The 13,489-nt window shown below is 47.2% G+C and carries 12 protein-coding genes and 1 pseudogene; 12 read left to right on the forward strand and 1 reads right to left on the reverse strand.

The window, feature by feature from the left end:
- Positions 1-10: 10 nt before the first annotated feature.
- From EL143_RS04915 to EL143_RS04925, 3 genes are all read left to right on the forward strand, one after another.
- A complete protein-coding gene (locus tag EL143_RS04915; protein WP_085416663.1) occupies positions 11-577 on the forward strand; it encodes a hypothetical protein in 567 nt (188 codons plus the stop codon).
- A gap of 71 nt (positions 578-648) precedes the next feature.
- On the forward strand, positions 649-1,152 hold the full coding sequence (locus EL143_RS04920) for a GNAT family N-acetyltransferase (protein ID WP_085416662.1): 504 nt from the start codon (positions 649-651) through the stop codon (positions 1,150-1,152).
- A gap of 36 nt (positions 1,153-1,188) precedes the next feature.
- Positions 1,189-1,878 (forward strand): carbonic anhydrase, encoded by a 690-nt coding sequence (locus EL143_RS04925; RefSeq protein WP_085416661.1) that lies wholly within the window; start codon positions 1,189-1,191, stop codon positions 1,876-1,878.
- Between the two features lie 136 nt (positions 1,879-2,014).
- Here the strand turns inward: EL143_RS04925 and ppk1 are convergent, their stop codons facing one another.
- Positions 2,015-4,072 carry a polyphosphate kinase 1 gene (ppk1, locus tag EL143_RS04930; RefSeq protein ID WP_085416660.1) on the reverse strand — a complete coding sequence of 686 codons (2,058 nt, stop codon included), beginning with the start codon at positions 4,070-4,072 and terminating at the stop codon, positions 2,015-2,017.
- A 121-nt stretch (positions 4,073-4,193) separates the two neighbouring features.
- Here ppk1 and EL143_RS04935 point away from each other — a divergent pair, with 121 nt between their 5' ends.
- The 9 genes and pseudogenes from EL143_RS04935 (at position 4,194) to EL143_RS04975 (ending at position 13,468) form a co-directional block, all read left to right on the forward strand.
- The gene (locus tag EL143_RS04935) at positions 4,194-5,261 is read left to right on the forward strand and encodes a DUF1176 domain-containing protein (protein WP_085416659.1); all 1,068 of its coding nucleotides are present in this window, start codon (positions 4,194-4,196) and stop codon (positions 5,259-5,261) included.
- 99 nt (positions 5,262-5,360) lie between these two features.
- Entirely contained in the window at positions 5,361-6,299 is a 939-nt protein-coding gene (locus EL143_RS04940; protein ID WP_085416658.1) for a hypothetical protein, read from the forward strand.
- A gap of 147 nt (positions 6,300-6,446) precedes the next feature.
- Positions 6,447-7,316 (forward strand): hypothetical protein, encoded by an 870-nt coding sequence (locus EL143_RS04945; protein ID WP_126326631.1) that lies wholly within the window; start codon positions 6,447-6,449, stop codon positions 7,314-7,316.
- Between the two features lie 81 nt (positions 7,317-7,397).
- Positions 7,398-7,640: a hypothetical protein gene (locus tag EL143_RS04950; RefSeq protein WP_085416656.1), complete on the forward strand. Its 243-nt coding sequence runs from the start codon at positions 7,398-7,400 to the stop codon at positions 7,638-7,640.
- A gap of 75 nt (positions 7,641-7,715) precedes the next feature.
- Positions 7,716-8,624, forward strand: a complete 909-nt coding sequence (locus EL143_RS04955; RefSeq protein WP_085416655.1) for a hypothetical protein — start codon at positions 7,716-7,718, stop codon at positions 8,622-8,624.
- 64 nt (positions 8,625-8,688) lie between these two features.
- Positions 8,689-9,486, forward strand: a complete 798-nt coding sequence (locus EL143_RS04960) for a hypothetical protein (RefSeq protein ID WP_085416654.1) — start codon at positions 8,689-8,691, stop codon at positions 9,484-9,486.
- Entirely contained in the window at positions 9,381-10,922 is a 1,542-nt protein-coding gene (locus EL143_RS04965) for a calcium-binding protein (protein ID WP_126326633.1), read from the forward strand. Before EL143_RS04960 ends, EL143_RS04965 begins: the two co-directional genes overlap by 106 nt.
- Positions 10,923-10,965: 43 nt before the next feature.
- Positions 10,966-11,771 (forward strand): annotated as a pseudogene (locus EL143_RS13010) (integrase core domain-containing protein).
- Positions 11,772-11,827: 56 nt separating this feature from the next.
- The gene (locus tag EL143_RS04975) at positions 11,828-13,468 is read left to right on the forward strand and encodes a calcium-binding protein (protein ID WP_085416484.1); all 1,641 of its coding nucleotides are present in this window, start codon (positions 11,828-11,830) and stop codon (positions 13,466-13,468) included.
- Positions 13,469-13,489: the final 21 nt, after the last annotated feature.

Below are 13,489 nucleotides of genomic sequence, written 5' to 3' on the forward strand. Positions count from 1 at the left end.
TCTGAAAAATATGGATGAAACAGTTGTGAAAACAGGGCGGGAAGTTTTGCACGACCTGCTTTCTGCGGATGGGCGGGCTCAGTGGCCGGTGTTGGTGGCATCCCCTTCAGTATTTGCGCCTTATCTTTCCTATATCGAAAAAACGCTGATTGTTTTGGTGGGTTTGCTGGTTTTGGCGGTTGCTTTGGATTATGCCGGCTTGGTTTGGTTTATCGTGTGTTTGGCTTTTATTCTGCTCAATTTATATTGGCGGGTTAAGGCGAGGGAAAAGTCGATACACCTCGGTTTATCGGAAGGCTGGCGGTTTGTTTCGGCGGAAAGAACGCTTTATCAGCTGGATAACGGCAAGTGTATTCGCGAACTTGCCGTGCAGGATGAGCATAATCTCCTGATTTATCAGTTTCAAACCAGAGCAGGAGACCGTTACTTAACATTGGAATACCGCAGGCCTTATCCGGCTCCTGAATTAACCTTGTTGCAGTTTGTGCATAGCCGGCCTGAAGATATTCCTGAGTTTCGCGCAGCGGCCCAACATTTGGCCGATTTAATGGGCATAAGTTTGGAAGATAAGTTGTGAGCTTTCTTCAGCCATAAAATATGCCGTTCCGTTGTCGTATTTCCATAATGCCTGTCTGAAAGGAATCCGCCATGCCGCGTTATACCATGATGCTTGCGGAGCAAAGCGATTTGCCTGAGATTGTTGAGATTTACAACAGCACCATTGCCGGCCGGCAGTCTACCGCCGATTTGATACCGGTTTCAACCCAAGAGCGGCAGGCGTGGTTTGATGCGCATAAAGGGCAGCGCCCGCTTTATGTGATGAAAAACGAAACGGGCGGAGTGCTCGCGTGGGGCAGTTTCAGCGATTATTATCCCCGCCCGGCTTACCATATCAGCGCGGAAATCAGCATTTATGTTCGCCACGATATGCGCGGCATCGGCGTGGGCAAGGATTTGCTGCGCTACATGCTGGAAAAAGCGCCGTCTTTGGGTATGGAAAATGTGCTGGCCGTGATTTTCGGGCATAACCATGCCAGCATCCGTTTGTTTGAATCGTTCGGTTTCAAAGAGTGGGGCAGGTTGCCCGAAGTGTGTGATTTGGACGGTAACAGGGCGGATGTGGTGATTTTGGGCAAGCGGATTAAAAGCTGAAGCGGGCGCATCATTAATCGTAAAAAGGAATATGGCATGAGCGATTCATATAAAGCTATTTTTGAAAACAACCGCAAATGGGTGGAATCCAAGCTCAGGCAAGACCCTCATTATTTCGATACGCTGGCGCGCATCCAATCGCCCGAATTCCTTTACATCGGCTGCTCCGACAGCCGCGTAACCGCCGAAGAATTGATGGGCGTGCAGCCGGGCGAAGTGTTTGTGCACCGCAATGTGGGCAATATTGTTAACCCGATTGATATGAACTCTTCGTCGGTGATCCGTTATGCCGTGCGTTATTTGAAAGTGAAACACATTATTGTGTGCGGACACTACAACTGCGGCGGCGTGGCGGCGGCAATGGAACAGCAAGACCACGGCTCGCTGAATGCCTGGCTGCGCAATATCCGCGATGTGTACCGCCTGCACCGAGACGAGCTGGATGCGATTGAAGACCAGCAGGCGCGTTATGACCGGTTGGTGGAATTGAATGTGCAGGAGCAATGCGTCAACATCATCAAAATGGCGATGATTCAGAAGCTTTATGTGAAGCAGGGTTATCCGATTGTTTACGGTTGGGTGTTTGACATCAGAACCGGGCTTTTGAAAGATTTGGAAATCGACTTTAAAGCGATTTTGAGCGACATTATGAAAATTTATAATGTGTCGGGCAGCAAGGATTTGAACTTTGACAAATCAGAAGAAGACAAGCCGGAAGAAGAATAAACGGTCATAAATACAATGCCTGTCTGAATGTTTCAGACAGGCATTTTTGTCGGTGCGGTTATAGCCAATCTACTTACATAATAACGATACCGACATACTCGGACGTACTGTTTTTAAGTTGATTAACTATAACAGATCAGCCGCTGTATTCTTCCCATAAGTCTTCCTGCAAGTTGACCGGCTTTTCGCCCTCTGCAGGAATGATACGAACATAGCTTCCGTCGCCGTTCATTTCCCATGCTTTCTGGTTGTCGGCCAAAGCAAGCGTTAAGCCTTCGCGGATTACGCGGGCTTTGAAATCGGGGTTTTCAATCGGCGTGCAGGTTTCGATGCGGCGGAAGAAGTTTCTGCCCATCCAGTCGGCGCTGGAAATATAGGTGTTTTCCGCGCCGTTGTTGTAGAAATAGTAAACGCGGGCGTGTTCGAGCTGGCGGCCGATGATGGAACGCACCCTGATGTTTTCAGACAGGCCTTTTACCTGCGGGCGCAGGGCGCAAGGACCGCGCACAATCAAGTCGATCTGCACGCCGGCTTTCGATGCTTCGTATAAAGCTTCGATTACGGTCGGCTCCAGCAAAGCATTCATCTTGGCTTTGATTGCGGCAGGTTTGCCCGCGCGGGCGTTTTGCGCTTCCTGATGGATGCTCTGCATAATCAGATTATGCAGGGTAAACGGGCTTTGATAGAGCTTTTTCAGGCGCGTTGGCTGGCCTAAGCCTGTGATTTCCATGAATAATGTGTTTACGTCGTCGGTAATGCTTTCATCGGCGGTGAGCAAACCGAAATCGGTGTAGATGCGCGATGTGCCTTGATGGTAGTTGCCTGTGCCCACGTGCGCGTAGCGTTTTAGTTTGCCTTCTTCACGGCGGATAACCAGCGCCATTTTGGCATGGACTTTATAGCCGAACACGCCGTAAACCACTTGTGCGCCGGCTTCTTCCAGCCTGCTTGCCCAGCTTACGTTATTGGCTTCGTCGAAACGCGCCATCAATTCCACCACAACGGTAACCTGTTTGCCGGCTAAAGCTGCGGTCAGCAGGGCATTGGCAAGTTCCGAATGGGTGCCGGTGCGGTAGATGGTCATTTTCATCGCCACCACATCGGGGTCGTAAGCGGCTTGGCGGATAAATTGAACCACCGGGTCGAATGATTGGTATGGATGGTGCAGCAGAATGTCTTTTTTGCGGACGGCATCGATTACCGATTCGCCTTTGGCCAGCCGTTGCGGCAGAACGGCTGATTTCGGCGGGAATTTTAAATCCGGCCTGTCAACCATGTCGGGCACGGCCATCAGGCGCACCAGATTAACCGGGCCTTCCATTTGATACAGCTCGTTTTCGGTGAGCTTGAACTGGTCGAGCAGGAACGCGCTGATGTGTTCGGGGCAGTTGTTGGCCACTTCGAGGCGCACGCCGTCGCCGTATTCGCGGTCGCGCAATTCGTCTTGAATGGCTTTGCGCAGGTTTTGCAGGTCGCTTTCATCAACCGTGAGGTCGCTGTCGCGCGTGAGGCGGTATTGGTAGCAGCCTTTGATGGTCATGCCGGGGAAGAGTTTGTGTACATATTCATGCAGAATGGATGACAAGAACACAAAGCCGCAGCGTTTGCCGCACAGGTTGTCCGGCATACGCACGATGCGCGGCAGAATGCGGGGCGCTTGTATGATGGCCATGCCTGATGCGCGGCCGAAAGCATCCGTGCCTTCCAGTTCAACTGCGAAGTTGAGCGATTTGTTGAGCGGGCGGGGGAACGGATGGGAAAGGTCGAGCCCGATGGGGGTAAGTATCGGCAGCAGCTCGCGGTCGAAATAGTCTTCAATCCATGCGCGTTGCGCCGCGCTCCATTCGCGGCGGCGGTAGAAGCTGATGCCTTCTTCGCGCAGACGGGGGAACAGCTCGTCGTTGAGGAGCTGGTATTGCTCTCGGATGATTGCACGCGCTTCTTGCGTGGTCGCGGCAATGGTTTCGGCAGGCGTGAGGCCGCTGTCGAGCAAAAGGCCGGGACGGGCTTTGTGCTCGCGCTTAAGATAAGCCATGCGCACTTCGAAAAATTCGTCGAGGTTGGAAGAAACGATACATAAATAGCGCAGCCGCTCCAACAGCGGAACGCGGGTATCCTGCGCTTGCGCCAGCACGCGGCGGTTGAAAGCCAAGAGGCTCATTTCGCGGCAAAGAATACGGTTGGATTTGGGCATGTAGATCTCCGGCATGATGTGGATGTTGTAATTTCCAAATTATAGCGTGCTTTTAATATATTGTTTTAATAATGGAAGAAGAGCGGCTGATATGTTCAATATTCATTGAGGGGGAAAGGAAGTGTTTGCCCGGTTTACAGTATGTGCGGTTGCTTTGTCGGCTGCCTGCGCGGGAGCGCAGGCGGATGGCAAAGCTTTGGAAGGGATAATGTTCAGCCGTCATGATTGGGAGCTGGCCTGCGACAACACCGGCTTTTGCCGCGCGGCGGGTTATCAGGCGGAAGAAGATTTCGAGCATCCCGTGTCTGTTTCCTTCAGCAGAAAGGCGGGCAAGCAGGCGCCCGTGCAAGGGGAAATTTTATTTTATGCTTTTGACCCGCAAGGGGAAGCGGGCAGTTTCAACGAGGCGTCTTTGCGGATCAACGGCAGGCAGACAGGTAGAGTAAAGCTGGCGGACAACGGGCAAGGCGGCAAACTTTCCGCCTGGCAAACGCGAACATTGCTGCAAGCCCTGAAACACAAAAGCCGGATTGAGTTGCGTGCCGGCAGGCAGCGCTGGCAGGTTTCGGACGCAGGCGCTGCGGCGGTGTTGCTCAAAATGGACGAATTCCAGCAGCGTGTTAACACACCTTCCGCCCTAATCCGCAAAGGCAAAAGCCGGCATGCGGTATTGCAGCCGCGCGTGAAACCGGCTATCCGCATACCTGCCGTAGCCAAAGCCGAACCGCGCGAGATTAAGGCTGAAAGCACCGAGTTTAAAAAGCTGGAGGCATTATTGCGGCAATACCCCGATCCGGAAAAAGACATGGTTGAATTCTGCAACCGGTACCAAGAAACCGGCATAACGGTGCATCTTTTGGATAAGCGGCATACCTTGCTGCAAGTGCCGTGTGTTGCCGGTGCATACCAAAGCTCCGACGCCTATTTTGTGATGAACGCCCAGATGAGCAAGGTAATACAGAAAGTCGGCGGTGGGCACGGCGGCAATGACGAAGGCTACAAAGCAGGTAGGATTTTTTCCGCATTTAAAGGCAGGGGCTTGGGAGACTGTTGGGGCTTCAGCATATGGGCATGGAACGGCAGAAAATTTGTTTTGGCGGAAGATTCGCACACAGGTATGTGCAAAGGTTTCCCCGGCGGCGCGTGGAGGTTCAGCCGCTTTACTTCAGAGATCAGCGAGGTCGAATAAACGTGTTTCCACTTGACAATGCCTGTCTGAAACCTTTTCAGACAGGCATTGTCAATGGATTTGATTGAAAAAGATTGATGCGGAGGAGGCAGATAAAAAATGGATTATCCGGCAAACAAAACACCAACCCAAAAGAAAAAGCGGCGACGTTATGTGTTGCCGGCATTGATATTTTTACTCTTGTGCATGGTGATGGCAGCGGTAGGCACTTATCTTTATGAAACCAGAGTGCCTAGCCTGTATCAACATTGGGAAGCACTGGTTGCGAAAGATCCCAAGCCGTTGTTTGTTTCCGAAGAAGAATACCGGGCAAAAAATAAAGCAGGCTATTGCTGGAAAGATAGGAAATTCTACACCCGAGAGGAATTACAGCAAAAAGCGATGGTCAGTTTTGTCAAATACCTAATGAATATCGCAGATGCCTACCGCAATGAACGAGTAAAAACAATCAATGTAAATGACGAATGGGAAACATTGCTTACTCACGGTTTTTGCCACAGTGATGACCTGAATTGCCGTGTTTGGTTTTTGCCGGTTGATTATAGCAATGCCCGCTGGGATGAAGAATTCCATTCCGGTATCCATCCTTCAGATCCATCCTTATTGGCCGTATATCAGGCAAAAGCACTCAATTCGGCGGAGGATATGGTGCAATACATGAAGCAAAACGAGAATCAAGGATTTAGCTTGGTTGGTAGGGGTTTTGGACAAGCAGTTTATGGTTCTGATTGTTGCCGCGTGATTACGGCAGAACAGATACAAAGCATACAGCATAAAGAATTGTATGGTAGCGGTACTGCAATTTTTCCGTATGAAAATCGCATTCCTATTCACATGGATATAAGAGAGCAAGGCATAGGTAATTTCTACTTCCAAACCCGTGAACTGTCTACGGGATTGGATAAAATCGCATATCAAAAAAATCACAGGCAAAAAGAAACCTATAAATCCCGGTTTACCGATATTTATTTTTTAAACAATTGCGGGGATATGTTGGATTATCCGTATTATTATTATGAAGAATCAGATTTAAATTGATTGTTATTAAGGAGATGGAACAATGGCAGCAACTTTACGCAGGATTGATGCTCTGCACCCCCACCCATGCCTGTCTGAAACCTTTTCAGACAGGCATTGTCAATGGATTTGATTAAAAAAGATTGATACGGAGGAGGCAGATAAACCATGAGTTATCGGATAAACAAAACAACACCCACTTCCCAAGAGAAGCAAAAACAGCGTCGGATTTTGATAAAAATCATGGCGGTTTTTTTATTGGTAACGGTCGGTTTAGGTTATGGTTTTTATTATGTTTTTATTGGGCCGCCGAACGACAAATACGCCTATTGGAAAAACCTGATGGCGAAAGATCCGAAACCAGAGGGCGTATCCGAAGCGGAATACCGCGAGAAAAACAGGGCGGGCTACTGCTGGCGGGATAGGAAATTTTACCGTCCGGAAGAATTGCGGCAACAGGCAATGGAAGGCTTCGTAGAAAAGCTGTTGGCTCAAGCCGAGGCATTCCAAGCGAACCGAACCACCAATCAGGGCGGCAGGGCGGAAACTGCTTCGGCCTGCGCGCGCAGTGAAACGGATTGCCGGGTTTGGTTTCTGCCTCAGGGTTATACCAATGCGCAATGGGATAAGTTGCTATTGGAAATGGAAGATCCGATCAGCGAAGAGCAGTTAAGAGCGTTCGGCGCAAAAGAAATCCAATCAAGCGCCGATTTCCGCGCTTATGTCACAAATCAGCAAGCCAAACCGTATTCCCTCAACCGGCGGGATTATAGCGACTCGGATAATTTATTCGGTGCGGATTGCTGCACGGTTTTGCCGAAAGAGCAGGTTTTGCCGCGTGTCCGTCCGGATGGATTGATCACCCATGTAGAAGACGGTCAAATTCTTCCTGAAAACCGTATTCCGGATAATATCGATATTCGTGATTACGGAGTGGGCAATTTTTATTTGGAAGCAAAGCAGCTTTTACCCGGCCCATATTTTTTTACCCTAAAGAAAAAACATTTCAAATCAAATCTTCCGAAATATTCTTTATGAACAATTGCGGGGATATTCTGTGGCAACCTTATTATTACGGTATTTGATGAACTTTATTTAAACTTTTAAGAGGAGAAAATTATGGCAACCAATCAAAAACCTTTAACCGTAGATCAAGTAACCGTGGACAGGGTGTTGTCCCGTTATTTATGGAATTCGCCCACACCGCCTAGCTGTGCGGATATGAAGAGCCGGATGAACCGGCCGAATAATTCGGATAGAGAAGCGCTGAAGATAGATGCGGTGGATTATATGAAAAACGGCGGCGCCAGATTCGCCTCTGCGGCATTAATAAAGAGCAAAAACTTACCCATGCCTGTCTGAAACCTTTTCAGACAGGCATTGTCAATAGATTTAATAAATACTATAGAAAATGCATAATTGATATGGAGAGAGAATATGCCTATTAAACCGGTAAAATTCTTGTTGGCCATGCTCATTGCGGGAGCAACCGTGTTTACGTTTGCCGCCTGTTACCATTACATTCAAAAACACTTGCATCCCAAACCTGATCGGGGGCCGATTTATTTCAGGCCGGGGCAATTGATTCCGGCGGGTTATCCGAGAGACGAATATAAGCATCCTTACCAGATAGGCAATCTGGGCGGCAAGCCGGTAAAGCTGTCGGCTTTTGTGGCTAGGTTGTTGGAATACGATGATTCCCCCGGTTGGGATCCGGAGAAGAACAGAAACTATAAACCACCGATACGCACCTATCAATCGATAATTGAATCGTTCGGTTTCGACATGCGTTATACAGACGGGTTGTTGCGGCATTTGCGTAAAGATTCGGATAGGGCATACGAACGCGAACACAATATTCCGGGTAATGCATGGGTAAGTGTTACCGTGTTGAGCGGTTCCCGTTACCCTGTTATGCCTGCAAAATATTTAAACAGGTTGGCTGCTCATGATATTCCTCCACCTCGTATTAAGTTGCAGGAAAGGCAATTTGGTTTGGAAGTGTATGTTTTACCCAAGGATGTGGATTATGGGCAAATTGCCTTAAGAAACTATAATGACAGAGATATTTTTGTGGCGAGGAATCAAGCAGGAAATATTACTTCTTATATCGTATGCTCGAATAGGAAAGTACAGCAACCCCCGTGTAGTCACTCTGTAGTGATGTTGGAGGATATGAAAATAGATCTTTCACTCAGCTATGATCGTCAAGTTTTGAAAGATTGGAAAAAAATCGAATCGGAAGCGGAAAAAGCCGTGCGCAGTTTTATTACCGAGCCGGAGGCCATTGATACGGAAACTGAGCAGGGAAACAGATTAAAAATCCATTTGAAGATGCCTGTCTGAAACGGTGTAAGCAAGCTGTTTCAGACAGGCCTATTTGATGTGTAGTTTATTAATAGGAGAATGAATGATGGCAGGAATAATTACCCAACAAGATATCAACAATTATAAAGACCAAATAAATAAGAATGGTGTGGGTGGTGCGATTTCGGTTTATCAGTCGCTGCAAAGCAAGGGCTACACCTATGCGGGCTGGGCGGGCGGTGTAGCCTCTGGTAAAACAGTTACCGGACAGGCGGCATTGAATTTTATGGCCGCTTCTTCAGGTAAAACCTTTTCAGAAAGCCAATTAAACAATATACGGATCGATATGGCGAACAGTTATTTGAATACATTGGTTAAAAATATTGAACGAGATGGAGGGAAAACTACATCAGATATTTCCTTTGAGCAAATGAGGGATTTTCATAAAAATGTTTTTAAGGATCATGGCCTCAATATCAATAATTGGACTTTGGAGCATCCGATGAGTTTGGTTGGGAAATATGCAGGCAAAAAAGCTCAGGAAAAATATTGGCAGGATCTTTCTAAAACTGAAGGCGATGGTGTGGATGCTTTATGGAATAGTCATTCACTGCAAAATATTGTTACCGATGCGGGGCAAGGGTTTATTGTGATTGATGTTGATTCAGGGAAGCCGATACCGTCTTCTGATCTGAATGCATGGTTTGAAGCCGGCCATGATCCCGAAGGTGTTAAGGTTATTCCGATTAGTGATGAGGATAAGAAAAAGCAAAGGAATGGCTGGATAATGTTGATTTGGATGATACCTTTATCGACTGGGCGCGAGAACTCATCATATCTGCGGATGATGCGGCCCAAATGGTTTCTCCGATCATTATCGATCTTAACGGTGATGGTGTGAAAACGCTCGGGCTTGGTAATAATATTCACTTTGACCATAACAAGAGCGGCTTTGCAAAACAAACAGGTTGGGTATCTAAAGAAGACGGCTTATTGGCTTTGGATATGAATGCTAACGGTATGATTGATAATGGTGGTGAACTGTTTGGCAATAATTCACTGCTTACAGACGGGAAGTTTGCAGATAATGGCTTTGAAGCGTTGAAACAATATGATTCTAACAATAATGGTTTGCTTGATGTGAAGGATGTACGTTGGCAGGAATTTAAGATTTGGCAGGATGTTGATTCCGACGGTGTGTCAGATATAGGTGAATTAAAATCTTTAGATAATGCCGGAATTATTTCTTTAAACCTGAAATATACGGAAACAAACACGGTAGATGAAAACGGTAATTCGCATAAGCAGGCTTCTTCTGCTATTTGGAAAGATGGGCACACATCTGATGCGGTAGATGTATGGTTTCAAACCGATGGAGCTCGCACAACCTATACTAAGCAATTTTCACATACAGAAGAAATCTCTAAACTGCCTGAAATTATGCCGTTCGGCCAGGTTTACAGTTTGCGTGATTCGGTATCGCAAGATAAAACCCTTTTGATTCAACTGAAAGAATATTTGGGAGAAGATAATCCTTCTGCTGAAAAACTGAATGCGTTGATATATCAATGGGCGGGAGCTACTGATGTTTTGCCTAATAGCAGAGGGGAAAATATAGATGCCCGTAAGTTGACTGTTTTAGAAAAACTTTCAGACAAATCATTTGAGCAAAGTGGTTGGGGTAGTAATCCGGGTCCGAATGCGGGCCAAGCTTTAGAAAATGAATTTGTTAAATTTTCTGAGTATGTGGCAGGCAGCATCAGGATGCAGAAAATTTATGCATCTGCTTTAGGTAGGGAAATGGTTAAAACCGATGCAAACGGTAAGATGGTAGTGGATTGGGACGGTATCAGTGGTTATATTTATCAGCAAATTCAAGCAAAAAATGCTAAAGGTGCGGCTTCAGCTATAGAAGCCGTATTAGATGCTCTTACTTTTAATCCTTCTGCTGCGGTAGAGTTTAGAAAAGAATGGGCGAGTTTTGCACGTGCTGTATTTAGCACCAAAAATATTGATGATTTGAAATTATTGGCTGAGTTAAACGGTTCTGTCGGCGATGAAGCCAACAACACGCTGGAAACGAAAGCGGCTGGTAATGTGTTGCTGGAAGGCGGTGTGTTATTTGGAGAAGGCGGCGATGATACTTTGAACGGCCGGGGCGGCAACGATGTGTTGGTTGGCGGTGAGGGCAATGATCATTTATCGGGCGGCGAAGGCTCGGATATTTATGTGTTCGGTAAAAATTTCGGCAAAGATTCGGTTAATAATCATGACACTTCAGCCGAACGCAACGATATGATTCGTTTTACCGAAGGATTGAAACAGTCTGATTTGTAAGAAACTCTAGCGTTGTTTACAGTATTTGAAAGACAATACTGCCATGAACATCCATAAAAACACCCGCCTTACCCCGCACCAACGCCAAGCCGTTTGGCGCGCCTATACGCAGGATAAAATCACCGTTACCTCACTGGCCCGGCAATACCAAGTCAGCAGGGTTACCATTTACCGCATCCTAAAGGCCGCACGGCTGCAGCTGCTCGCACCACAAAACAGCACCAACAACCGTTTCAAACAGGCCAAATACGGAATGAAGCGTTTGGCAAAAGTGGAAAAAACATCGAAGAAAAGCTCAAGAAACAGGCCAAACGCTACAACAAATCCTATCCCGGCGAAATGGTGCATTTCGACACCAAACGACTGCCTTTGTTGCAAAACCAAAAAGCAACCGCCTCGAGAGATTACCTGTTTGTCGCCATTGACGACTATTCCCGCGAACTGTATGCGGCCATTTTGCCCGACCGTACAGCGGCTAGTGCGGCCAAGTTCCTTTTGCGTGATGTGATTGACTGTTGTCCTTATACCATCGAATGTGCCTATTCGGATAACGGCATGGAATACCGTGGCAATGCGTCGCATCCGTTTGCGGTTGCCTGTGTGCAGAACAACATCAACCAGAAGTTTACCCGTATTGCCCGACCGCAGACCAACGGTAAGGCAGAACGGGTAATCCGCACCCTGATGGAAATGTGGCATGACAAAGTTCCGTTTATGGATTCGGAACACAGGCAGAAGGAATTGTGCCGTTTTGTGAATTTTTATAATACGGTTAAGCCGCATAAGGGCTTGAAGGGCGATACGCCTTTTGAGGTTTTACAGGCTTATTTTTCTCAATCTGTTGTGTAAACAACGCGAGGATTTCTTACATCGATTTTGTTTACACCCGTTCATACGATAATTTGATGATTTCCGCTAAAGACGGCAGCGGAGAAATAACGGTAAACAGTTATTTCAGCCAAGATGCTGCCGGCGGCTATCAAATTGATCAGATTCTTTTTGACGACGGTACGGTGTTGGATGTGGCGGCCGTTAAGCAGTTGGTCATCAAAGGCACCGAACAAAACGATACGCTTTACGCTTATGCGGAAGGCAACACTCTGGCCGGTTTGGGCGGCAACGATGCTTTATATGGCGGCGCCGGAGATGATTTGCTATCCGGCGGCAACGGCAACGACACGCTGCAAGGCGGGGAAGGCAACGACAAACTGCACGGCGGCAGCGGTAATGATGTGTTGAACGGCGGCAAAGGCGAAGATATTTATATCTTTGATAAAAGCTTCGGCAAAGACAGCATTCAAAACGATTATCCCGAAGAAACCGATACCATCCGCTTAACAGACGGTTGGACCCAGTCTGATTTGGTATTTACGCGCTCAAACAGCAGTTTGGTGATTACCGCCAAAGATGGCACGGGAGAAATTTCAGTAGGCAATTTCTTCCGCGTCGACGGCATAGGCGGTGCAAAAATCGTATTTGACGGCGGCGCCACTTTGAATGCCGATGTGCTTAAAGATTTGGTTACCGTCGGCAGCGAGCAGAACGACAATCTCTATGCATATGCGGAAGGCAGTAAGCTTTCCGGTTTGGGTGGTGATGATTATCTTTATGGTGCTGCCGGAGACGATACGCTGGAAGGCGGTAATGGAAACGATACGCTGGAGGGTAAAGGTGGAAACGATACCTTAATCGGCGGTATCGGCAATGATTCGCTGAATGGCGGTGAAGGAAACGACAGCTATATCTTCGGTAAAAATTTCGGCAAAGACACGATTTATAACAATGATACCGAAGGCACCGATACCATCCGCTTTGCTGATGGTTGGAAACAAGCTGATTTTGTTTTTACCCGCTCATCTAATGATTTGCATATTACGGCTAAAGATGGCACTGGTACGGTATGGGTTAATAATTACTTTAGTAAGGATGGAGATGGTGGTTATCAAGTGGAGCAGATTCTCTTCGATGATGAAAGTAAACTGGATGTAGCCGCTATAAAAGAACTGGTGATTAAAGGTACGGAACAAAACGATACTTTATATGCTTATGCAACAGGCAGTACGCTTTCGGGATTAGGCGGCAATGATACGTTAAACGGCTCTTCCGGCAAGGATAGTTTGGATGGGGGAAGTGGCTCGGATAGTCTATCAGGAGGCGACGGCAACGATGTCTTAACCGGCGGCATCGGCAATGACAGCCTGACAGGAGGCAACGGCGCTGATACTTATGTATTCAGCAAAGGGCACGGTCAGGACTCTATCAACAATTATCAGTCTGACAATAGCACGGATACCGTCCGCTTCGAAGGCATCAAATCGTCCGAAGTGAAGTTTGTTAAATCCGGCAACAACTTAATATTTTCCGGTTACAACGCTGAAGATTCTATTGAGTTACAGTCTTTCTTCAGCCAAGGCTATGATTTGGAAAATTTTGTTTTTGCCGATAAGATTGTTTCCAATCCTGATTTTTCCAAATATCCGGAAGGTGCCGCTACACAAGCGCCTACAATGGCTGTATTTGAAGGTACGCCAATAGACATTGTATAAAGTAGCTCTTTTCTATAATTA

The sequence above is a fragment of the Neisseria canis genome (genome assembly GCF_900636765.1).
GTDB lineage: Bacteria > Pseudomonadota > Gammaproteobacteria > Burkholderiales > Neisseriaceae > Neisseria > Neisseria canis.

Excerpts from the sequence above, each read along its gene's own strand:
- EL143_RS04915 (WP_085416663.1), top strand. The coding sequence starts at position 11 with ATGGATGAAACAGTTGTGAAAACAGGGCGGGAAGTTTTGCACGACCTG.
- EL143_RS04920 (WP_085416662.1), top strand. The coding sequence starts at position 649 with ATGCCGCGTTATACCATGATGCTTGCGGAGCAAAGCGATTTGCCTGAG.
- EL143_RS04925 (WP_085416661.1), top strand. The coding sequence starts at position 1,189 with ATGAGCGATTCATATAAAGCTATTTTTGAAAACAACCGCAAATGGGTG.
- ppk1 (WP_085416660.1), bottom strand. The coding sequence starts at position 4,072 with ATGCCCAAATCCAACCGTATTCTTTGCCGCGAAATGAGCCTCTTGGCT.
- EL143_RS04940 (WP_085416658.1), top strand. The coding sequence starts at position 5,361 with ATGGATTATCCGGCAAACAAAACACCAACCCAAAAGAAAAAGCGGCGA.
- EL143_RS04945 (WP_126326631.1), top strand. The coding sequence starts at position 6,447 with ATGAGTTATCGGATAAACAAAACAACACCCACTTCCCAAGAGAAGCAA.
- EL143_RS04950 (WP_085416656.1), top strand. The coding sequence starts at position 7,398 with ATGGCAACCAATCAAAAACCTTTAACCGTAGATCAAGTAACCGTGGAC.
- EL143_RS04955 (WP_085416655.1), top strand. The coding sequence starts at position 7,716 with ATGCCTATTAAACCGGTAAAATTCTTGTTGGCCATGCTCATTGCGGGA.
- EL143_RS04960 (WP_085416654.1), top strand. The coding sequence starts at position 8,689 with ATGATGGCAGGAATAATTACCCAACAAGATATCAACAATTATAAAGAC.
- EL143_RS04975 (WP_085416484.1), top strand. The coding sequence starts at position 11,828 with ATGATTTCCGCTAAAGACGGCAGCGGAGAAATAACGGTAAACAGTTAT.